Below are 22,116 nucleotides of genomic sequence, written 5' to 3' on the forward strand. Positions count from 1 at the left end.
CACCGCTGTTTGCTGCGTATATTACTTGAAAATCAGGAACACCATGAGGATGCCATGCTGCACCTTCGATTCGCACTTTCTCGCCGAGCCTACGCGCTAGCGTTCATGCTGAGTGTCGCCAGTGTTAGCCCTCCCAGCTTTGGCTTCGACGATTATCAGCTCCCAAGCCTAGGTGGCGCTTCAACCTCTGTCAGTAACGAGGAGTATCGCCTGGGTCGCGCTTGGCTTCGTCAATTTCGTGCCCAGGCACCACAGTGGCAAGACCCTATTGTAAATGACTACCTAGATAGTCTAGTTGCACGCCTTGCTCCCCACAGCCAGCTTGGCAACCTTCGCACAACGACCGTGATGGTTGATAACGGCTCTCTCAATGCTTTCGCAGTCCCAGGGGGAGTCATAGGTATCAATTCAGGGTTATTTGCCTTCGCTGAAGATGAGGGAGCCTTTGTGTCGGTTATCGCCCACGAGTTAGGCCACCTATCTCAACGACACTACGCCAGGGGCAGTGCACGTGCGGAGCAAACACAGCTGCCTGCAATGGCCGCCATGCTGGCCGGCATGCTCATTGCCGCTAGCGGAGGCGGCGATGCGGGCATGGCCGCCGCTATGGGTTCCCAAGCGGCGCTAATTCAAGACCAATTGTCTTATTCACGACGCTTTGAGCAAGAGGCCGACCGGGTTGGTCTGCAGGCAATGGCAAGCGCTGGATACAACCCTGATGCGATGGTGCGGATGTTCGGTGCCATGCAGCGGATGGCACGACTCCAGGGCGGCACGCCACCAGAGTTCTTACTTACCCACCCAGTGAGCGACAGCCGACTAAGTGATGCTCAAGCACGCGCATCACAGCTAAATATTGCCGACGCCTATACCAGCGACACGTTATACGACATGATGCGCGCCCGCGCACTTTTGAGCATTTACCACAACACACCGCAACAAGCTGCGTCACGACTTGCTCAAGAGAATAGCGAAGAACAAGCGCAACGCTATCTATCAGCGCTAATTGCAGCTCGAAATGGCCAAACAGACAACGCACTGCAAACCATTGACCAATTGGCCCGCGAGCTACCTGACTACGGCATGCTACCTGCTTCTGCCGCTACCGTTGCGCTAGAAGCACAGCGCTATGAGGAGGCTATTACGCGTAGCCAGCGCCTGCTTCGCATCATGCCCAACTACTTACCTGCTCAATTGGTGTTAGCTGAAGCACAGCTCCAGCGCGATCCGCAAGCAGCCTATGAGTTATTACGTGATATTACTGATCAGCACCCTGAAACCCCTCAAGGGTTCAATCTTCTTGCCGAAGCAGCCGGACGCAGTGGCTATAACGGTTGGGGACACTTAGCGCGAGCAGAACACTTACAGCTAACGGGTAGAATTGACCGCGGTATTCGCCAGTTGAGCATCGCCAAAGATGCCGCACAGCAAGAGAATGATCAACAGGCACTGGCGCGTATCGAACAACGCAGGGAAGCGTTCATTGAATATCGAGAGGCACTAGAGAAGTTTTGACGTTTCAAAAAAACAGCCCGAATGCTTATCGCATTCGGGCTGTCGCTTTGCTGCTATGGAGAGTTTATACGCTAGGCATTAAAGTTCAACATTCGCTCTAATGGTTTTAACGCCTGCAGGCGCAGCGTGTCATCAACAAAAATCTCACCGCTACCATCACGCAACGCACCAGCCAAGTTATCCAGAGCATTCATCGCCATCCAGGGGCAATGTGCGCAGCTACGACAGGTAGCACCGTTACCTGCAGTGGGCGCCTCAAATAGTGTTTTATCGGGCACCGCCTGCTGCATTTTAAAGAAAATGCCGCGATCAGTAGCAACGATCAGTTTGTCATTGGGCAACGTTTGCGCGGCTTTGATCAGTTGAGAGGTTGAACCTGCAACATCGGCCAATTTGACCACGGCATCGGGCGATTCCGGGTGCACCAGTACAGCAGCTTCAGGATAAAGACGCTTAAGATCTTCAATCCCCTTTGCCTTAAACTCTTCGTGAACGATACAGGCACCGTCCCACATCAGCATATCTGCACCGGTTTTTTTCTGTATATAACCGCCTAAATGCTTATCCGGCGCCCACAGTATTTTTTCACCTTGGGCTTGAAGGTGCTCAATAACTTCGACTGCAATCGAAGAGGTGACGACCCAGTCAGAGCGGGCTTTTACAGCAGCAGAGGTATTGGCGTATACCACAACGGTACGATCCGGATGCGCATCACAAAAAGCGCTAAACTCGTCAGCTGGGCAGCCAATATCCAGCGAACAGGTCGCTTCCAGGGTGGGCATTAAGACGCGTTTTTCTGGCGATAGAATTTTCGCTGTTTCCCCCATGAAGCGTACACCTGCAACCACCAGCGTTGTTGCATCGTGCCGCGCACCAAAGCGCGCCATTTCAAGGGAGTCAGCAACACAGCCACCGGTCTCTTCAGCCAGCTGTTGAATGGCATCATCGGTGTAGTAATGGGCGACGAGCACCGCATTGTGTGCTTTTAGCAACTGCTTGATTTCGGCTACCCGCGCCTCATCTTCCGCAGGAATGCGGGCAGGGCAGTACGGGCTGGGGAGCGGAGCGTCAAGCTCAGCTTGAGTAGTCATAATAGTCATCGTGTCTACCACTGTGACGAACAGGGAATCCCCCTGTTAAACACCGGCCACGGCGTGTGCACTCCGCAAACGCCGCACTCGATGCGACAAGCCTCTGCGTCTCTCGCGGTGACTCGTCGCTCTGCCCGCCATTAGCCCGGGCAGCGCTACCGTGACATCATTGGTAGCTATAACTAAGACTATTGTGGTGTTAAATCGTTGCCCGCTGCAAGCATAAAGTGTGCGGTAGAACGCTTTATCACCGAATAGCAAAACGCCCCTGGCAGCAAGCTACCAGGGGCGTTAAATTTGGTGGGTCGTGTAGGATTCGAACCTACGACCAATTGATTAAAAGTCAACTGCTCTACCAACTGAGCTAACGACCCAAATTTTGCTACGCACCTAGTTGACTACTTGGCGCTATAAATCAGTTCAAGTGGTGGGTCGTGTAGGATTCGAACCTACGACCAATTGATTAAAAGTCAACTGCTCTACCAACTGAGCTAACGACCCCCTCGAACGGATGCATATAGTACGGATAGAGCTCGCCAATAGCAAGCCTTTTTTACCTTTCAACAATAAGCATCCGTCAAAATCACTCTTTTTAGCTACTTCCAACCACTCTTAATTATTCCTAGCCACGCTTAGGCTTACGCATGGCTTGAACCGGGCGGCGTTTGTGTTTATCACGGCTCCAGCGATTTTTCTCGTCGGGTGTTAGTGCAGGTACCTTGCGAGTTTCCAGGTTTGCCAATGTGGCCAGGTCGTCGACCTCATCCTGGGAAAGCTCAACCCACTCGCCTGCTTTAGCGCGCTTGTCCAGGAAGATATTGCCGTAGCGCACCCGCTTCAGACGGCTAACCGTTAGCCCCTGAGATTCCCACAAGCGACGCACTTCGCGGTTACGACCTTCTAAAATCACCACGTGGAACCAGGTATTAATGCCTTCGCCACCAAACTCTTGTACGTCAGTAAAGCGCGCAGGACCATCTTCTAACATGACGCCATCAACCATGGCGACAATATGTTCGCGCTTGACTTCACCCATCACTCGAACCGCGTACTCACGCTCTACCTGGGTCGAAGGGTGCATTAGTCGGTTAGCAAGCTCGCCGTCTGTGGTGAATAACAACAAGCCGCTAGTGTTAATATCCAAACGGCCAATGGCAACCCAACGCTCGCCTTTCAGCCGCGGAAGACGTTCAAACACCGTGCGACGCCCTTCTGGGTCTTTGCGTGTGCACAGCTCACCTTCCGGTTTGTTGTACATAATCACACGGCGCGGCACTTCCTCTTCGGGGCGCAGCGACACAGGGCGATCATCAAAACTGACCTTGTCGCGGGCTTCTACTCGGTCGCCTAACTTGGCTACCTGGCTATTAACCTTTACCCGGCCGTCGGAAATGGCAGTTTCCATTTCGCGACGTGACCCTAGCCCTGCTCGGGCCAGTACTTTTTGCAGCTTTTCACTGGTGGGGGGCGTGGTGTTATTACTCTGACTCATGGTCGTCTGACCTCACATCGTTAGTCTGCGTGCGCGCATCATCATCGTTACGCTGCGCACGTGCCGCTAGGCGTGCCTCTAAATCGGCAAAACTCAGCGGCTGGGTTAACGCCGTCTCGGCGTGTTTATCAGCTATCTCTGCTGCAACAATCTCAGCTGAGTTTATCTCTTCACTCTGGGGTGGCGCATCCTGCACGGTTTCTGGCGTTTCGTCCAGTGCTGGTTGCGCTTCATCTTGCTCAATAACCGTATCGCTATCATCGGCATTGACCAGCTCATGCATCGGCGGCAATGCATCCAAGGTTTTCAGGCCAAAATCATCTAAAAAGCTGCGGGTGGTGGCATAAACAGCTGGTCGCCCAGGCACATCTCGGTGGCCTACCACGCGAATCCATCCCCGCTCCATTAGCGTACGGATAATAGAGCTGCTAACACTTACACCGCGCACGTCTTCGATATCACCCCGCGTCACCGGCTGTCGATAGGCAATCAGCGCCAGTGTTTCCAACAATGCCCGGGAGTATCGCTGTGGCCGCTCATCCCATAGGCGCGACACCCAATGAGAGAGCCGTGGGCGAATACGCAACTGGAACCCTGATGCGGTCTCTACTAGCTCCAGCGCCCCGTCTTCATGGCGCAGGACAAGGCGGGACAACGTATCGCGCAGTGCTTTTTTAGACGGGCACTCGTCTGCTAAAAACAGCGTTTCAAGCCGCTCTAGAGAAAGCGGCTCGCCAGCGGCAAGTAATGCCGCTTCAATAATATCGTCTAACGTGGTGTCTCTCACGGCGACTCCTCGTCAGGTTCAAATGCTGACTCTTCAAACGCGCACTCTTCAAACGCAGACTCTGAGGCGTCATCGTCTGAGTCAGCCTCCTCAAATGCGCTCTCTTCTTCTCCATCTTTGAGGGCTGCACGCCGCGCACGCACATGAATGGGCGACAGTGGCGCGTTCTGAACAATTTCGATCATGGCTTCTTTGGCTAATTCTAAAATGGCCATAAACGTAACAACGACTCCAGCACGCCCCTCTTCCAGCGTAAACAACGCTTCAAACGGGGTATAGCGCTGATGGTCCCCGTCGTGACTTAACTGCTCCATAATTTTCAGCATGCGTTCGCGGGTAGAGAGAACCTCACGGCTGATTTGGTGGGCTTGCGCCAACTCAGCGCGTTTCAGAATATCTGACAGCGCTCCCAACAGTTCATCTAACCCTACATCGGGATGAATTACCCGCGCCTCTAACGGGGGCAGACCCGCCTGCACACTAAACCAGTCACGCCCTACCCGAGGCAGCGTGTCCAACGTTTCGGCGGCTTCCTTTAAGCGCTCATACTCTTGCAGACGGCGAATCAGCTCAGCCCTGGGATCTTCTTCCTCTTCGCCTTCTGCCTTCGGTGGGCGTGGCAGTAGTGTGCGGGATTTAATTTCCGCCAGCATAGCCGCCATTAATAAGTACTCTCCGGCCAGCTCAATCTCCATGGCTTTCATCAGTTCCACATACTCAATGTATTGATGAGTAATAGTCGCCACATTGATCGTCAAGATATCCAGGTTCTGACGGCGAATAAGATAGAGCAGCAGATCAAGCGGCCCTTCGAAAGCCTCTAGAAACACGCGTAGCGCCTCCGGAGGTATATAGAGATCCTCCGGCAACTGCATGATGGGCTCATCAAACAGACGCCCAAGCGCTTCCACTACCGGTTCGGCAGCTGGCTCAATAAGTTCGTGATCAACGGGGGCGTTTGGCGTCTCGCTCACGCGGGGCGTGTTCCTTTTTAGTTAAACATCCATGGTTAGTTAAGCGCCCATGGTTAGTTAAATGGCTATGCCCGCCAGTGTAACAGCGTGCCACCTATCGAGGCATTATCGCTAGCCTGCCTCAGCCGCCTTGCGATAACGCCCTTGGTAGTCAAACAGCTTATCGCGAAGCTGCCAGTGCCGTCCGACTTTACGCCCCACAACAAAATCAGGATGGCGCAGGCGGCGCTGCTCTTCGACCACCTCGGTCGGCGAAGCAGGCTGCCACTTAGCGCCTGGGGCACGCAGGTGGTTACGTAAAAAAACAGCATAAAATGCCCGCCGTTGAGCAGGCGTTTCCAGCGCAAACCACTCCGCCAAGCTCGCGCCATCTTCATCGTAATAGGTCACTTTTAGACGTGGCAGCCCCCGCCCATTGGCCGTGGCCTCTAACTGCATACCGCTGACTCGCAGCACTTTGGCATCTTTTAATTTGAGTGCGTCTTTGAGCTTATCGTCGGCATCCACCAGCAGTTGCTCGCAACCATGACATCGGCGGGCGGCAATATCATTCTCAGCGCCACACTGCTCACAAACTTTAAAGCGAAAACGAAAATCACACTGTTTTTGATCGGTGCCCTGCCTGCCCTTGCCCGGCTTAGCGGGCGGATTGGGATTGTCTACCAGCCCCTGGCAGCGGCGGCCAAAATGCTCAATCACCAGCTCTCCATCACGCTTACCCCAAAACAGATTGGCATGGCCACACGCTGGACACTCAACCTGGACCGGTTCGCTGTCGCTGTCTGGTTTTGGCTCGCCGACTTCTGGCGCATAAAGATCCCAGGGATTGCCTGCGAAATCCAACACTAGGCAGTTGGTTTTATCCGGCGATAAACGCAGCCCTCGGCCAACAATCTGCTGATAAAGGCTCACCGATTCCGTGGGCCGCAGAATAGCGATTAAATCCACATGGGGCGCATCGAACCCTGTGGTTAGCACGGCCACATTAACTAGAAACTTAAGCTCACGCGCCTTGAACGCCTCAATCAGAGAGGCGCGCTCTTGGGAGGCCGTCGCGCCGGTAATCAACGCCGCTTGGTCCGCAGGTAAGTAGCTGATGATTTCTTCAGCATGAGCAACCGTTGCGGCAAAAATCATCACTCCTTGACGTTCTTCAGCGTACTCAACCACCTGCTGAATAATCCTTGGCGTAGCACGGCTACCGGCAACAACGCGATTGAGCTCTTCCTCACGAAACAACCCACTGGGCGCAGGAGCCAAGGCAGAAAAATCGTAGCCTTCAATGGCCATATCCAGCCGTTTAGGCGCCGCCAAAAAACCTTGTTTCACCATCAATCGTAGCGGCTGTTCAAAGACGCAGTCGGCAAAGAAGCACGCTTCATCGCCACGCACCATACCGTGGTGATGGCGGTGGTAGATAAATCCCTGCCCTAACCGAAACGGCGTAGCGGTTAAGCCGAGAATTTTTAGCTGTGGGTTCTGACGCTGCAGATGCTCAATCACTTGGCGATAGCTGGCATCTTTTTCCAGCGATACTCGGTGGCATTCATCAATCACCAGTAACGTAAAACTGGCGTCACTGAAGCGCTCCAGATTACGCACCACCGACTGCACCGAGCCAAACACCACTTGTCGGCTGGCTTCTTTACGCTTAAGACCTGCACTGAAAATATCTGCCTGAAGCCCGTAGGCTTGGTACTTGGCATGATTTTGCTCAACCAGCTCACGCACGTGGGCCAGCACCAGCACACGGCCACGGGCTAGCCTGGCCAGCTCAGCAATCACTAACGACTTACCGCTCCCAGTGGGCAATACCACCACTGCAGGCGCGCTGCTGGCACGGAAGTGGCCCACCACGCGTTTTACAGCCTCCGTTTGGTAGGGGCGTAAACGGGGTGGTGGGCCAGAAATGGGATCGCTGGAAGGGCTGAATTGAGGCATGTCAGTCGAAACGCGGGGCGCGACGCTCCATTCGTGCACTCACCGCCTCACGCTGCTCGGCACCGGCTAAAAGCTGCTGCTGCAAATGCGCTTCGAGGGCTAGTCGATCACGAGGGGCTAAATCCGGACTGCATGCAAACAGTTCACGAGCCGCAGCGACGGCACGAGGTGAGCGCGAGGCAATAAGCGCAGCGGTTTCCCGGGCGGCTTCCTGGGGCGTATCGCTCAGGCGGCTGCCCAAGCCCAACTGATAGGCCTCTTCACCTGATACCTTGCGCCCACTTATCGCCAATTCCTGGAGTACATCCTGGCGCAGCCCCGCTCCAGTCACGCTAATGGCCATATCAGGGATGATCCCCCAGTCGATCTCAAGCAGCGCCAGACGTGCGCGGGGGTGGAGAATGCGGATATCGGCGCCCAAGGCTATCTGCAAGCCGCCGCCGTAAACATGCCCGTGCAGAGCAGCCACCACGGGAACGCCCGCCTCGCGCCAGCCTAGAGCCAAGCGCTGAACCGGGTTGATGCCCGCTTCATCGGACGCCAGCAGGGTGGGCAGCCGCTCCGCCTCGCTCATGATCGACGCCATATCGAGTCCCGCGCAAAAGCTGTCACCATCGCCGCTCAAGACCACCGCACGCAGCCCAGCGAGCTGGGTCAGGCACTGTTGGGCTGCCAACAGACCATCAATCATGGCCCAATCCAGGCCATTATGGTGGTCAGGTCGCGACAACATGACCTCAGCCACGTGGTCAGCGAAGGTCAGGGTCACACGTTCATTGAGGATTTGATGCATTCGAGCTCCCAGAAGATTCCTTTGGCTCGCCATCGATGGGCGATAGCTGAGCTTGTGAAGTAGTGCGCTTATGACGTGATAAAAGCGCTTGTGAACTGAGTGTGGCGCGAAGATGAAGCATTTTCAAACACACGTTTCATTCTATCGCAACTACCGCCAAGATCACTTCTCCACCACAGGAAAAAAGCGGCCCGCAGGCCGCTTTTCTTTAGCATGGCAGGGCGTATCAGCCCAGCCATACACGGGCGTTACGGAATAAACGCAGCCAAGCGCCATCCTCAGTCCACTCGGCCGGACGCCAGGAGTTGGTGACCGCGCGAGTCACCCGCTCTGGGTGAGGCATCATAATGGTCACACGGCCATCCGGTGTGGTGAGGCCGGTGATTCCTGACGGCGAGCCGTTAGGGTTAGCTGGGTAGCGGGTTGTTACTTGACCGTAGTTGTCGATATAACGCAGCGCTATCTGGCTGCTGGACTGCATACTGCGCAGATGCGCGGTATCACGGAACTCAGCACGTCCTTCGCCGTGGGCCACAGCAATCGGTAATTTAGAGCCTTCCATACCCGCCAGCAGAATCGACGGGCTTTTCTCTACCCGCACCATCGCCACACGTGCTTCAAACTGCTCAGATTCGTTACGCTCAAACGCAGGCCAGCTTTCAGCCCCCGGAATCAGTGTCTTAAGCTGCGAGAGCATCTGACAACCATTGCACACGCCCAGCGAGAAGCTGTCATCACGGGTGAAGAAGTTGGCAAACTGCTCACGGGCACGCTCATTGAACAGTACCGACTTCGCCCAACCGCCACCTGCACCCAGCACATCGCCGTAAGAGAAACCGCCGCAGGCGACTAGCCCTTTGAACTCATCAAGCGAAACACGCCCTTCCAGGATGTCACTCATGTGCACATCCACTGCGTCAAAGCCCGCTTTATGGAATGCCCAAGCCATCTCGACCTGACCATTAACACCTTGTTCGCGCAGCACGGCAACAGCAGGCTTGGCCGTGTTGATAAACGGCGCGCTGATATCATCGTTGATATCAAAGCTAGGCGCGGCGCTTAGGCCAGGATCACGAACATCCAGCAGGTTATCGAATTCGTTCTTAGCGCATTCGGGGTTATCACGCAGCGCCTGCATGCGGTAACTGGTTTCCGCCCAGGTGCGCTGAGTCAGTTGGCGAGTAGTTTCCAGCAGCGGCTCTTCAAACAGCGTTACCCGCACCTGGTCGTCATAACGGGGACGCGCAATAACACCGCATGTTTCGATACCTGCAACGGCAAACTGGGTAAGCACTTCTTCAGTGTGCTCACGGCTCACCTGAATCACCGCACCCAGCTCTTCAGAGAACAGCGCATTGAACGCTTCCACCGGCTCATCAATCAGCCAGTCCAGCTTAATCTCAAGGCCCGCATGGGCAGCAAAGGCCATTTCCAACAGCGTGACCAGCAGGCCACCATCGCTACGGTCGTGGTAGGCCAGCAGCTTGCCATCGCGGTTGAGCCCCTGAATGACCTCAAAAAACGCCTTCAGGTCTTCTGGGTCATCAACATCAGGACAGTCATTACCGACTTGACCATAGACTTGCGCCAGCGCAGAACCACCTAAGCGGTTTTGTCCATTTCCCAGGTCGATCAGAATCAGATCTGATTCGTCCTGCTCCAGATTGATTTGCGGTGTCAACGTCGCCATTGCATCGGTCACTGGCGCAAACCCCGTCACCACCAGCGAAAGCGGCGATGTAATGCTCTTTTCGTCGGCACTGTTTTCGTCCGAACTGTCGCCTTCCTGCCAAGCGGTACGCATTGACATGGAATCCTTACCCACCGGAATGGCAATGCCGAGTGCCGGACACAGCTCCATACCTACGGCATGTACAGCATCATAGAGCGCCTGATTTTCACCGGGATGGTCGGCAGCGCTCATCCAGTTAGCTGAAAGCTTAATATCCGACAGTTTGGCAATTGGCGCCGCAGCTAAGTTAGTAATCGCTTCGGCAACCGCTAAGCGGGCGCTGGCAGCAGGGTTAATCAGCGCCACTGGCGGGCGCTCGCCCATCGCCATGGCTTCACCAGCGTGGGTGTCGAAGCTAGCAGTGGTCACGGCCACATCGGCCACCGGTACCTGCCAAGGGCCAACCATCTGATCGCGGGCGACTTGGCCGGTAATTGAACGGTCGCCAATGGTAATCAAAAAGCTCTTCGATGCCACGGTTGGTAGGCGCAACACCCGATCCATCGCTTCGCGTAGATCCAGGTTGTCGAGCATAACGCCAGATAGCTCAGGAGTTTGACGTTCAAACGAGCGCGTCATCTTCGGCGGCTTGCCAAACAACACGCTCATCGGCAGATCGACCGGCTTGGTATCAAAATGGCCGTCACGAACTTCCAGGTGATGATGCTCCATGGCCTCGCCGACCACCGCATAGGGGCAGCGTTCGCGCTTGCACAGTGCGTCAAAGGTATCCAGGTCTTCGGGGGCAACGGCCAGCACATAACGCTCTTGGGCTTCGTTACACCAAATTTCCAGCGGGCTCATACCTGGCTCAGCGTTAGGCACTGCACGCAGGTCAAACAGACCACCACGATTACCGTCTTTAACCAGCTCCGGCAAGGCGTTGGAAAGCCCGCCTGCACCTACATCGTGAATAAAGCGAATCGGGTTTTTATCGCCCAGCGCCCAACAGCGATCGATGACCTCCTGGGCACGACGCTCAATTTCCGGGTTTTCCCGCTGCACCGAGGCAAAATCCAAGTCCGCACTAGACTCGCCTGATGCCATGCTAGACGCTGCACCACCACCCAGGCCGATCAGCATGGCCGGGCCGCCCATCACGATTAGCTTGCCACCAACGGGAATTTCGCCTTTCTGCACATGGTGAGCACGAATATTGCCATAACCACCGGCCAACATAATCGGCTTGTGGAAGCCGCGACGCTCGATACCATCGTCGCTCAGCGTATCCTGCTCGTAGGTGCGGAAGTAGCCCGTCAGATTAGGCCGGCCAAATTCATTGTTAAACGCCGCACCACCGATGGGGCCGTCCAGCATAATTTGCAGCGCCGACTGCATGCGCTCTGGCTTGCCGTAGTCAAACGCTTCCCAGGGTTGTACGAACTCGGGGATGCGCAGGTTGGATACGGTAAAGCCCGACAGGCCGGCCTTCGGCTTGCCGCCGATACCGGTCGCCCCCTCATCACGAATTTCACCACCAGAGCCGGTCGCCGCGCCAGGGAATGGTGCAATCGCTGTAGGGTGGTTGTGGGTTTCCACCTTCATCAGAATGTGGATGGGCTCTTGGTGGGCGTCGTAGCTGGCCCGCTCCCCCTCAGCGCCGATCAGTGGCGTGGGGAAGAAACGCCCCCCTTGGCTACCTTTGATCACCGCTGCGTTGTCGCTATAGGCCGAGAGCACGTTGTCCGGCGAGGTCGCAAAGGTGTTCTTAATCATCTTAAACAGCGAATGACTCTGGGCCTCGCCATCAATAACCCAGTCCGCGTTAAAGATTTTGTGGCGGCAGTGCTCCGAGTTCGCCTGGGCAAACATCATCAGCTCGACATCGCTAGGGTTGCGACCAAGCTCAATAAACGCAGCCACCAGATAGTCGATTTCATCGTCAGCAAGCGCCAGCCCTAATTCTCGGTTGGCTGTTGCCAACGCTTCGTGGCCGCCTTCCAAGATATCGACACTGCCCAGTGGCGCAGGGGTATGATGAGCAAACAGTTTGACCGCATCAGCAACGTCAGCCAGCACGTTCTCCGTCATACGGTCGTGCAGTAACGCGCTGATCGCGTCTAACTGTTCAGCGCTAGGCTCACTGCGCAGCGCTACCCGATAATCGACACCACGTTCGATGCGATCAATCTGGTGCAGCCCACAGTTATGAGCAATATCAGTTGCTTTAGAAGACCATGGCGACTGGGTGCCTAAACGCGGCACAACCAGGAAGCGCTGGGCGTTTTCAGGAATGTCTTGGCTTGCGTGGCTGCCATAATCAAGCAGCTTGGCCAAACACTCCTGGGCAGCATCATCCAGTGTCTCGCGGTGGTCTATGAAGTGGACGTAATGGGCGGACAACGCCTCCACCTCGGGAACACGTTCACGCAACACCGTTAACAGCCGTTCATGGCGGAAGGCAGAAAGGGCAGGTGCGCCTCGCAGTTCGAGCATATCTGGGAGCCTCTAAAGCAGGAAGAGTTCGTGCGGGAAATCAGTGGGCCGCAGCGCGGCAATCTCACTATGATACTGGAAAGCGGCGGCCACACGAAATCAACAAGGTGACAGCATCTCTCAGGCTGGGTATCGTGGCAGCTTGTTTCATGCCGACAAGACGCCATGCTGACGTTGATTTGCCGACATTTTATAGCGTGTTATCGCGCCTATTTTGCAGTCATTGTTACGCTTTTCTTAGCGTTAATTCCGCGCGCCACCACGCCGGTACCGCAAGGTGAGCACCTCGCTCAGATCATCGCGAAAGAATTTATTACTATTCATACCCGCAACACACCAACCACTTACTATGAAGGCCGCCAAGGCCCCACTGGCTTTGAATATGAGCTGATGCATCGATTTGCTGACTATTTGGGGGTTAGCTTAAATCTCAATGCAAGCCACCATCCTGAAAGCGTGCTGCCTGCCGTACGAGAACAAGGAGACCTAGGTGCTGCGGCGCTACCCTTGCTGCCAGATTCACCCGGCATTCATTACACCCGCTCAATTATCCAGATGCAGCCACTGGTGGTTTATCGTCGCGGCTTGAACGGCATAAACGAGCCAAAAAATTTAGTTGGTTTGGAATTAGGCACGCTTAGCGAAGCAGGCACCAGCCAATCACTCCTCGCCCTTCAGCGCGACTACCCAAGTTTAAGCTGGAAAGAGTCTCACGAGCTTGAAGTAGCAGAACTGCTGGCTCGGGTGGAAAACGGCACGCTGGATGCCGCAATTATTTTTGATCATCAGTTTCGTCTCAATCGGCTCTTTTTCCCTAACGTCGAGCGCGGTTTCTTTTTGGGAGAGCCGCTGTCATTAGCCTGGGCGGTACCTAGCGGGCGCGGGCTGGGGCTATTGGAAACTGCCAATCAGTTTCTTCAAGAACTGCAGGAAAGTGGCACGCTGGAGCAGCTCGTCAGCCGCTATTTTGGCCATGACGATTATTTGGAGTACGTGGGAACACGCACGTTTTTAGCCCATCTTGATGAACGCCTGCCAACCTATAGCGAGCTTTTCAAAAAGGCTGCTCGAGACACGGGGTTTGATTGGAAACTGCTGGCCGCCGTGGGCTATCAGGAATCTCACTGGGACCCTAACGCAGTGTCTCCCACCGGGGTGCGCGGCCTAATGATGCTCACCAACCCAACCGCCAGCGAGATGGGCATTGCTGACCGCACTAATCCTGCCCAGAGCATTGATGGTGGCGCCCGCTATTTACGTAGTATTAAAGATCGCCTGCCAGAGAGCATTGTCGGCAATGACCGGCTCTACATGGCGATGGCAGCCTATAACGTTGGACTTGGACACCTATACGATGCCCGCAAGATCGCCGAAATGCGCGGCGGCAACCCAGACAGCTGGCAAGATGTCCGTGCAGCGCTGCCCTTACTTCAGCAACGGGAATGGCACAGCCAAACTCGCCATGGCTATGCACGCGGCGGTGAGCCTGTGATCTATGTACGCAACATTCGCCGCTACTACGAGATGATTGAGTACGTCGAACGCAGTCGCCAGCAGTTTTTCCAGTTGGGACAAACACTGGTTAGCGATGAGCCTCTGTTACTCTTTGATATTATTCCACCCATGGAATAATGATTGGTTGCTACTCTCTATACCGCCACTCGTTGACGATAGTAGCGGGCTAGCGTTTCGTAGCAAAAAACTGTTTTAGCAATTTTTTTGCCGGCGCTGCCAGCACACCACTGGTGACGACTACTTGATGATTGAACCACGGCTGAGCAAGCAAGTTGGCTTTTGATTCGACCATCCCCGTGCGCGGCTCTGCCGCACCATACACCAAGCGTGTTAAGCGGGCATGGACCATGGCACCCGCACACATCATGCATGGCTCAAGCGTTACAAATAGTGTGCAGCCCTCTAAGCGATAGTTACCTACTTGCTGTCCCGCTGCTCTCAGCGCGCGAATTTCCGCGTGACCGCTAGGGTCGCAACTAGCTACCGGTGAGTTTCGCCCTGCACCTATAATAGTTCCCAGAGCATCCACCACTACAGCCCCCACCGGCACCTCGCCCTCTTTAAAGGCAAGGTGTGCTTGGTCAAGCGCTCGGTGCATGTAAAATTCGTCGCTGCGTATCAAGACAAACTCCGCTAAGGTAGCAAAACGATCGTTTTAATTGTGCCATAGCCGCATAGATACCCTGGCAAACATTAGCGGCCAAACGGACAGCACTAAGGATACCGAGAATGAACGATGCGCTGAAGTTACTGGTAAGCTTACTAGAGCTGGAAACACTTGAAGAGACGCTATTTCGTGGCCAAAGCCAAGACCTCGGCTTCCCACAACTCTACGGTGGCCAGGTATTAGGCCAAGCATTAGCAGCTGCGGCCCGCACCGTGCCCGATGATCGCCGCCCACACTCACAGCATGGCTATTTTCTGCGTCCCGGCGACCCTCACCGCCCCGTCGTCTACCAAGTAGACACGATTCGCGATGGTGGTAGCTTTACTACTCGGCGCGTTACCGCTATTCAAAAAGGGCGCCCGATCTTCTTCTGTAGCGCTTCGTTTCAAAGCGCCGAAGAGAGCATTAACCACCAGCGCGCCATGCCCCACGTGCCTACGCCAGAAGCGTTAATCGAAAGTGGAGATGTAAAGCATGCGCGTTTCCCAGGTCATCCTATCGAGTTTCTGCATTTAAAAGGCAATCCAGACAATGCATCGCCTGCAGGTCAGTGCCTATGGTTTCGCCTAGCGGGCGGAACGCTGCCCGATGATCCAGCCCTGCATCGCCACCTGCTTTCCTACGCATCGGACTTCAACCTACTAACGACCGGACTGGTTCCCCACGGTATCAAGTTTACCGATCCCAAACTGCGCATCGCCAGCCTGGACCATGCCCTGTGGCTACACGAAGATACCCGCCTGGATGACTGGTTACTCTACGTGATTGACTCTCCCTGGGCTGGCGGCGCCCGCGGTTTAGCACGCGGTCATATTTATCGACGCGATGGGCGCTTGGTGGCCTCTACCGCTCAAGAAGGACTGGTGCGCTACCCGCAACAGCACTAAAGCGCATCAACCGGTGCGCAAAAACACCGACGCCCGCTATCAGCGGGCGTCGGAGGATACATCAACGTGCGTTAAAAAGTTTACGCACCGTAAACGTCATTAATAGTTTTGAGCGGATAGTGCGCGGGATAAGGCTTACGCGCCACACCGGAGTCTACGGCTGCCTGAGCCACCGCCGAAGAAACTCGGTCTAGCAGGCGAATATCGACCGGTGTCGGGATAATGTACTCACGCCCAAAACTCATCTCAGTGCGCTCGTAGGCGTCTAACACTTCTTGGGGTACCGGCTCTCGGGCTAGATCCTTCAGAGCGTGGACAGCAGCCAGCTTCATGGCTTCATTAATGCGTGTCGCCCGAACATCTAAAGCACCTCGGAAAATAAACGGGAAACCCAATACGTTATTTACCTGATTCGGGAAGTCCGAACGGCCGGTGGCCATGATCACATCAGGGCGTGCCTCGCGGGCCACAGCTGGGTGAATTTCCGGATCTGGGTTAGTACAGGCGAAAATAACCGGGTCTGCGGCCATTTTTTTCACTTGCTCGGCAGAAAGCAGCCCTGGGCCTGAAAGACCAATAAACACATCAGCACCGTCGATGGCATCGTCTAACGTGCGCATATTGGTATGGCGGGCGAATTCAGCTTTATACTCGTTAATGCCATCGCGGTCAGCGTGAATAACACCGCGACGATCAAGCATCACCAAATTCTTTTTATTAGCGCCACACGACACTAGCAAACGCATGCAGGCAATCGCTGCAGCTCCCGCGCCCATACAGACAATCTTCACATCTTCAATACGCTTATTGGCAATATCCAGCGCATTAAGCATACCAGCAGCGGTCACAATGGCCGTACCATGCTGATCATCGTGAAATACTGGAATACTGCAGCGATCAATCAAGGCTTTTTCGATTTCAAAGCATTCGGGGGCTTTGATATCTTCCAGGTTAATACCACCCCAGGTATCCGCAATACGCGCCACCGTATCGATAAACGCCTGCGGGCTTTCAGCATCCACTTCAATATCGACTGAGTTAATGCCTGCAAAGCACTTAAACAGCACGCCCTTACCTTCCATAACCGGCTTACTGGCCAGCGGGCCAAGGTTACCAAGGCCTAGAATGGCAGTTCCGTCAGAAATGACAGCGACCAGATTCCCTTTACCAGTGTAGCGATACGCGTTTTCCGCCTCACGGGCGATTTCGCGAACCGGCTCAGCAACGCCAGGGCTATACGCCAGCGCCAGATCACGCGCGGTAGCTGTGGGTTTGGTTAACTCCACAGACAGCTTACCGGGAATCGGTTTAGCGTGATAATCCAAAGCCGCTTGCTTATTTGCATCCATCATGGTCAAGGTCCAATCAGCCTAAAGTAGAAAAGTCACTCCAGAATATAGAAAAAACCCATGCGCCTCAAGCACGTAGTAAACTTTGCAGAAAAACAGTTGTTTCAACCCCATTTCCAACATGTTCGTAACTTTTCAACACCATTTGCTGCAACTTATAAATAAGCACGGTAGCCATAAAGGTTTGCTTATTGATGCAATGCGGAATTTATGGAAATAAATTCCATTAAAAATCATAAAAAACCAACCTTTCCACAGGCCTGCCTTTACAGAAGCGGCTGTGGACAAGTATCTATTTTAAACATCTGCTAGAAGCATCCATGGATACATTATTACTAAGCAAAATAAGCCTTCAGAAGGCCTATCAGGTAAGGAAGGGAAAGGAAAATGGAAAAAGCGTGCCTCTGAGAATAAAAAGCCCACGCCGTAGCGTGGGCTTATATTGCAAACACATTGTGTGTTTGCAGCAGCGCAAATCCGTTAGGATTAGCCGCGCTTAACGGCAGCGCCGAAACGCTTGTTAAAGCGTTCTACACGGCCACCAGTGGTCGCTTGCTTCTGCTTACCGGTGTAGAACGGGTGGCAGTTGGAGCACACGTCCAGAGAGAAGTCCTGACCAGAGGTAGAACCAACCTGGAAGCTTGCACCGCAAGAACAGCTAGCGGTGACCGTGTTGTAATTCGGGTGGATACCTTGTTTCATCTTGAGCCTCATGAGCTGTATGCCGCCACCTGATCCGTTGCCAGGCACCGCATACGGGTTTGAAAAAACTGCTAACCGGTTAACCGCTCCATCCTATAGATTCAGAGCGGCCGCGCATTCTAGCAAACTAAACGCCGGAGGCCAATTGTCCGACTCTGTTTCTAACCAGGCACGCCCTCAAGGCGGGTCCTCAGCACCTTTTCAAGTGCTAAAAGTCGCTCTACCATCACCACTGCGGCGTTTGTTTGACTATTTACCAACACGCCAACCACCCGCTTGTGGCTGGCAGATAGGCCTTAGAGTACGCGTCCCCTTTGGCCGCAGAGAAGTGGTCGGCGTGGTGGCAGAACTTGCCAATGGCAGCGAACTGCCTCACGGGAAGCTACGCGCTATTAGCGAGGTGCTCGATGACACCCCCCTGCCCAACGACTGGCAGTGGCTATGCCATTTCACGGCCCGTTATTATCAGCACAGCTTAGGCGACACGATGCAGCTGGCCATGCCTGCCCGGCTGCGCCAGGGCCATCCGATGGGGGGACGAACACAGACCCTGTGGCTGCCGCTGTCAACTGGGGACGACCTGCCGCTTCAGCGAGCACCGAAACAAGCCGAGCTATATGCCCTGCTGCGTCAGCATCCACATGGACTGGCTGGTCGAGCAATCACTGCTCATGGTTTCACCCGTGAACAGCTGCTAGCCTTGCAAAAAAAGGGCTTCGCCCGTGCCCAGGAAACCACGCTAACCCCAACACCGTCCGCTGGCGGCAACCTGCTGGCCTCACCATCACTGCCGCTGAACAGAGAGCAGGCCTCGGCACTTGCCGTATTGCATGAAAAGCTCGAAAGCTACCATCCCTGCTTACTTGAAGGCGTGACCGGTAGTGGTAAAACCGAAATCTACCTTCAGCTAATTGAAGCCCTCGCCGCTAAAGGCAAGCAGTCCCTGGTACTGGTGCCTGAAATAGGCCTCACGCCTCAAACCCTGGCGCGCTTTAAGAGCCGCTTTAGGGTACCGGTAGTGGCGCTACACTCAGGGCTTACCGACCTGGAGCGCCTGGATGTATGGGAAGCCGCTGCCAATGGCCGCGCGCTAGTCATTATCGGCACTCGTTCGGCTATTTTTACGCCACTCAAAAACCCAGGCGCCATTATCGTCGACGAAGAGCATGATGGCTCCTATAAACAGCACGACGGGCTTCGCTACCACGCCCGGGACTTAGCCGTCGCCAGGGCTCATTACCACAATATCCCCCTGCTGTTAGGCAGCGCCACGCCTTCTTTTGAGAGTTTGCAGCAAGCGCTTTCCGGCCACTATCGCCATCTGCGTCTTACCCAACGTCCCAGTCGACACCCACCAGCCAAGCTTGAATTGATTGACCTACGTCATCAGCGACGCCAGGGGGGGCTTCTGCCCGGCGCCATCACCGCTATCAAAAACACCTTAGCGTCAGGCAAGCAGGCGCTCGTTTTTATTAACCGACGGGGATTCGCACCAACGCTGGCTTGCCATAGCTGTGGGTGGATCGCCGAATGCGGACAGTGCGACTCGCGCATGACGCTGCACCGCCAGCCTTCCCTTTTGGCCTGCCACCATTGCGATAGTCGACGCGCGCTACCAGACGCTTGCCCCGAGTGTGGCAGCGGTGACCTACGCGCCCTGGGCAGCGGTACCGAACGAACTGAAGAAACGTTGCAGGGATTGTTCCCAAACGTCACCGTTCACCGTATTGACCGCGACAGTACGCGTAAAAAAGAGAGCTTTGAGCAGATACTCAAAGAGATCCAGCGAGGCGAGCCATGCTTGCTCGTCGGCACCCAGATGCTGGCGAAAGGCCACCACCTGCCTCATGTCACGCTGGTCGTCGTCGTTAATGCCGACGGTGGGCTTTACGCTGCTGATTTTCGCGCGTTGGAACACAGCGCGCAGTTGCTGGAGCAGGTCGCCGGTCGCGCAGGACGTGCCGCTCATCCTGGGCGAGTACTGGTACAAACGCTGCACCCAGATGACCCGCACTTGGGCCAACTTGCGGAGCACGGTTATGGCGCACTCGCCCGCAGCCTTTTGGAAGAGCGCCGCCTCGCTATGCTGCCGCCTTTTTGCTTTATGGCATTGCTACGCATTGAAAGCCCTTATGAAGAAGCTGCCACTGCTTTGGGCCAGCAGGCTGCTCAAGCACTTCAACAATGGTTAACAATGGTAAAACTACCGGTGCGCTGCTTAGGCCCCGTTCCAGCCCCCATGGAGCGCCGCCAAAACCGTTATCATGTGCACATCATGCTGGCAGCAGACAAACGTAGCCAGCGCCATACCGCTGCTAACTGGCTGGTACAGTGGTTAGAAGCCAATCGTGAGGCGCGCAAAGTCCGATGGTCAATCGACATTGACCCGCAAACTCTCGCGTAGAGATAGACATATCGTGGGCCATTGGCTCGCCCTGTAACGTAATACGGCTTTGAAACTGCGCGCCAATTGCCGATAATGACCGCTTTGCCGCTGCCTAACATGAGCGCATGCACACGCCGCCACTGACGACATTCGGATATTTAAATGAAAGACACAATTGTTACTTTGCTAGAAGGCGCGATTGACGCGCTTAAGCACCAAGGCGTGCTGCCCGACGATTTACAGCCGACGATTAAAGTTGACCCCACTAAAGATAAAGCACACGGCGACTACGCCACTAACCTAGCCCTTATGCTGGCGAAGCCCGCAGCAAAGAAGCCTCGCGAGCTAGCCGACCTACTGGTCGCCGCCCTCCCCGCTAGCGATGCAATTCAAAAAACCGAGATTGCTGGCCCCGGCTTTATTAATTTTTTTGCTGCCACGGATGCGGCCGCTCAAATTGTTGCTCAGGTGCTCGATAGCGGCGATGCTTTTGGCCGCAGCCTGATTGGCAAGGGCGAGAAAGTCCAGGTGGAGTTTGTTTCTGCCAACCCGACAGGACCTCTTCATGTTGGCCATGGCCGTGGCGCAGCAATAGGCGACTGTATTTGCCGCCTGTTAGAAGCCACCGGCTACGATGTGACGCGCGAATTTTATTACAACGATGCCGGCGCCCAGATCAAAAATCTGGCGCTTTCTGTTCAAGCTCGCGCCAAGGGCCTTGGGCCAGATGACCCCAGTTGGCCAGAAGACGGCTATCGCGGCGAGTACATCATTGATGTGGCCAACGACTACATGGCAGGCAGAACGGTGGCAGCCGATGACCGTGAAGTCACCGCTAAAGCAGATGCCAATGACCTAGATGCCATTCAGGCCTTCGCTGTCGCTTGGCTGCGCCGAGAACAGGATTTAGACCTGAAAGCGTTTGGCGTTGAGTTTGACGTCTACTTCCTTGAGTCATCGCTTTATCAAGACGGCAAAGTAGACGCAACCGTTGAGAAGCTCGTTGCGAATGGCCATACGTACGAAGAAGACGGTGCCATGTGGCTGCGCACCACTGACTTTGGCGATGACAAAGACCGAGTGATGCGCAAACGGGAAGGTGGCTACACCTACTTCTTGCCAGATGTGGCCTACCATCTGAATAAGTGGCAACGCGGCTTTAAAACCGTGATTAATGAGCAAGGTGCTGACCACCACTCCACGGTTACCCGTGTTCGTGCTGGCTTGCAGGCACTGGAGGTCGGCATTCCCAAAGGCTGGCCCGACTACGTTCTGCATCAAATGGTGATGGTGACCCGCTCAGGCGTAGAGGTAAAACTTTCCAAACGTGCTGGCAGCTATGTCACCGTGCGCGACCTAATTGATGAAGTTGGCCGTGATGCTACTCGCTTCTTCCTGGCCGCACGCCGGGCGGATTCGCAGCTTACCTTTGATATCGACTTGGCGCGCTCGCAGTCGAACGATAACCCGGTGTATTACATTCAATACGCCCATGCGCGGGTATCCAGCATGCTGCGCAAAGCCGAAGATGCAGACCAGCCATTCAACCACAGCGTCGCTCTAGCTAACCTCGCACTGCTCGATAGCGACCAGGAAAAGGCCGTGCTTAATCGCTTGGCACGCTACCCAGAAGTGGTTGAAAACGCCGCTAAAAATCGCGAGCCCCAGCAGGTTGCTCAGTATCTATTGGATCTTTCAGGTGATTTCCACACGTGCTACAACGCCGTTAAAGTCATGGTTGAAGGCGATACCCTGCGTAACACACGCTTAGCTCTTGGCCTAGCAACCAAACAGGTGCTTCGCAACGGCCTTGATCTTATGGGGGTCAGCGCCCCAGAGGAGATGTAAG

General features: G+C 54.9%; 15 protein-coding genes and 2 tRNA genes. 5 read left to right on the forward strand and 12 right to left on the reverse strand.

Annotated elements, in window-relative coordinates:
- The first annotated feature begins 54 nt into the window (after positions 1 to 54).
- Positions 55 to 1,515 (forward strand): M48 family metalloprotease, encoded by a 1,461-nt coding sequence (locus K7H08_RS15240; RefSeq protein WP_198349886.1) that lies wholly within the window; start codon positions 55 to 57, stop codon positions 1,513 to 1,515.
- Between the two features lie 71 nt (positions 1,516 to 1,586).
- On the opposite strand, the gene nadA is transcribed toward K7H08_RS15240, so the two are convergent.
- The 9 genes from nadA to purL form a co-directional block, all read right to left on the reverse strand.
- Complete coding sequence (gene nadA, locus K7H08_RS15245; RefSeq protein WP_231658452.1) at positions 1,587 to 2,615, reverse strand: quinolinate synthase NadA; 1,029 nt, start codon at positions 2,613 to 2,615, stop codon at positions 1,587 to 1,589.
- Positions 2,616 to 2,904: 289 nt separating this feature from the next.
- A tRNA-Lys gene (locus K7H08_RS15250) sits at positions 2,905 to 2,980 on the reverse strand.
- Positions 2,981 to 3,031: 51 nt separating this feature from the next.
- Positions 3,032 to 3,107 (reverse strand) — tRNA-Lys (locus K7H08_RS15255).
- Between the two features lie 121 nt (positions 3,108 to 3,228).
- Positions 3,229 to 4,098: a 23S rRNA pseudouridine(2605) synthase RluB gene (gene rluB, locus K7H08_RS15260; protein WP_038478061.1), complete on the reverse strand. Its 870-nt coding sequence runs from the start codon at positions 4,096 to 4,098 to the stop codon at positions 3,229 to 3,231.
- Positions 4,085 to 4,885, reverse strand: a complete 801-nt coding sequence (scpB, locus tag K7H08_RS15265) for an SMC-Scp complex subunit ScpB (protein ID WP_198349884.1) — start codon at positions 4,883 to 4,885, stop codon at positions 4,085 to 4,087. The genes rluB and scpB overlap by 14 nt, the downstream gene beginning before the upstream one ends.
- Positions 4,882 to 5,859 carry a segregation and condensation protein A gene (locus tag K7H08_RS15270; protein ID WP_231658454.1) on the reverse strand — a complete coding sequence of 326 codons (978 nt, stop codon included), beginning with the start codon at positions 5,857 to 5,859 and terminating at the stop codon, positions 4,882 to 4,884. The genes scpB and K7H08_RS15270 overlap by 4 nt, the downstream gene beginning before the upstream one ends.
- A gap of 111 nt (positions 5,860 to 5,970) precedes the next feature.
- Positions 5,971 to 7,800, reverse strand: a complete 1,830-nt coding sequence (locus K7H08_RS15275; protein WP_231658455.1) for a DEAD/DEAH box helicase — start codon at positions 7,798 to 7,800, stop codon at positions 5,971 to 5,973.
- A 1-nt stretch (position 7,801) separates the two neighbouring features.
- Positions 7,802 to 8,593 (reverse strand): crotonase/enoyl-CoA hydratase family protein, encoded by a 792-nt coding sequence (locus K7H08_RS15280; protein ID WP_193061910.1) that lies wholly within the window; start codon positions 8,591 to 8,593, stop codon positions 7,802 to 7,804.
- 226 nt (positions 8,594 to 8,819) lie between these two features.
- Positions 8,820 to 12,761, reverse strand: a complete 3,942-nt coding sequence (gene purL / locus K7H08_RS15285) for a phosphoribosylformylglycinamidine synthase (protein ID WP_231658456.1) — start codon at positions 12,759 to 12,761, stop codon at positions 8,820 to 8,822.
- 165 nt (positions 12,762 to 12,926) lie between these two features.
- Between purL and mltF the strand changes: the two genes are divergently transcribed.
- Positions 12,927 to 14,393 carry a membrane-bound lytic murein transglycosylase MltF gene (gene mltF, locus K7H08_RS15290; protein ID WP_038478076.1) on the forward strand — a complete coding sequence of 489 codons (1,467 nt, stop codon included), beginning with the start codon at positions 12,927 to 12,929 and terminating at the stop codon, positions 14,391 to 14,393.
- A 49-nt stretch (positions 14,394 to 14,442) separates the two neighbouring features.
- Here mltF and tadA read toward each other — a convergent pair whose 3' ends face one another.
- A complete protein-coding gene (tadA, locus tag K7H08_RS15295; protein WP_217181852.1) occupies positions 14,443 to 14,895 on the reverse strand; it encodes a tRNA adenosine(34) deaminase TadA in 453 nt (150 codons plus the stop codon).
- A gap of 110 nt (positions 14,896 to 15,005) precedes the next feature.
- Here tadA and K7H08_RS15300 point away from each other — a divergent pair, with 110 nt between their 5' ends.
- On the forward strand, positions 15,006 to 15,830 hold the full coding sequence (locus K7H08_RS15300) for an acyl-CoA thioesterase (RefSeq protein WP_095604519.1): 825 nt from the start codon (positions 15,006 to 15,008) through the stop codon (positions 15,828 to 15,830).
- Positions 15,831 to 15,910: 80 nt separating this feature from the next.
- Here the strand turns inward: K7H08_RS15300 and K7H08_RS15305 are convergent, their stop codons facing one another.
- Together K7H08_RS15305 and rpmE are read right to left on the reverse strand one after the other, a co-directional pair.
- Positions 15,911 to 17,182: a malic enzyme-like NAD(P)-binding protein gene (locus K7H08_RS15305; RefSeq protein WP_038478085.1), complete on the reverse strand. Its 1,272-nt coding sequence runs from the start codon at positions 17,180 to 17,182 to the stop codon at positions 15,911 to 15,913.
- A gap of 483 nt (positions 17,183 to 17,665) precedes the next feature.
- Positions 17,666 to 17,881, reverse strand: a complete 216-nt coding sequence (rpmE, locus tag K7H08_RS15310) for a 50S ribosomal protein L31 (RefSeq protein WP_009724828.1) — start codon at positions 17,879 to 17,881, stop codon at positions 17,666 to 17,668.
- Between the two features lie 19 nt (positions 17,882 to 17,900).
- Here rpmE and K7H08_RS15315 point away from each other — a divergent pair, with 19 nt between their 5' ends.
- Positions 17,901 to 20,285 (forward strand): primosomal protein N', encoded by a 2,385-nt coding sequence (locus K7H08_RS15315; protein ID WP_231658457.1) that lies wholly within the window; start codon positions 17,901 to 17,903, stop codon positions 20,283 to 20,285.
- Between the two features lie 144 nt (positions 20,286 to 20,429).
- The gene (argS, locus tag K7H08_RS15320) at positions 20,430 to 22,115 is read left to right on the forward strand and encodes an arginine--tRNA ligase (RefSeq protein ID WP_231658458.1); all 1,686 of its coding nucleotides are present in this window, start codon (positions 20,430 to 20,432) and stop codon (positions 22,113 to 22,115) included.
- Position 22,116 lies beyond the last annotated feature (1 nt).

Origin of the sequence: Halomonas sp. IOP_6, from assembly GCF_021151565.1 — a bacterium.
GTDB classification, from domain to species: Bacteria; Pseudomonadota; Gammaproteobacteria; order Pseudomonadales; family Halomonadaceae; genus Vreelandella; species Vreelandella alkaliphila.

Excerpts from the sequence above, each read along its gene's own strand:
- K7H08_RS15305 (WP_038478085.1), bottom strand. The coding sequence starts at position 17,182 with ATGATGGATGCAAATAAGCAAGCGGCTTTGGATTATCACGCTAAACCG.
- K7H08_RS15280 (WP_193061910.1), bottom strand. The coding sequence starts at position 8,593 with ATGCATCAAATCCTCAATGAACGTGTGACCCTGACCTTCGCTGACCAC.
- K7H08_RS15315 (WP_231658457.1), top strand. The coding sequence starts at position 17,901 with ATGCCGCCACCTGATCCGTTGCCAGGCACCGCATACGGGTTTGAAAAA.
- nadA (WP_231658452.1), bottom strand. The coding sequence starts at position 2,615 with ATGACTATTATGACTACTCAAGCTGAGCTTGACGCTCCGCTCCCCAGC.
- rluB (WP_038478061.1), bottom strand. The coding sequence starts at position 4,098 with ATGAGTCAGAGTAATAACACCACGCCCCCCACCAGTGAAAAGCTGCAA.
- K7H08_RS15240 (WP_198349886.1), top strand. The coding sequence starts at position 55 with ATGCTGCACCTTCGATTCGCACTTTCTCGCCGAGCCTACGCGCTAGCG.
- purL (WP_231658456.1), bottom strand. The coding sequence starts at position 12,761 with ATGCTCGAACTGCGAGGCGCACCTGCCCTTTCTGCCTTCCGCCATGAA.
- rpmE (WP_009724828.1), bottom strand. The coding sequence starts at position 17,881 with ATGAAACAAGGTATCCACCCGAATTACAACACGGTCACCGCTAGCTGT.
- mltF (WP_038478076.1), top strand. The coding sequence starts at position 12,927 with ATGCTGACGTTGATTTGCCGACATTTTATAGCGTGTTATCGCGCCTAT.
- argS (WP_231658458.1), top strand. The coding sequence starts at position 20,430 with ATGAAAGACACAATTGTTACTTTGCTAGAAGGCGCGATTGACGCGCTT.
- K7H08_RS15300 (WP_095604519.1), top strand. The coding sequence starts at position 15,006 with ATGAACGATGCGCTGAAGTTACTGGTAAGCTTACTAGAGCTGGAAACA.
- K7H08_RS15275 (WP_231658455.1), bottom strand. The coding sequence starts at position 7,800 with ATGCCTCAATTCAGCCCTTCCAGCGATCCCATTTCTGGCCCACCACCC.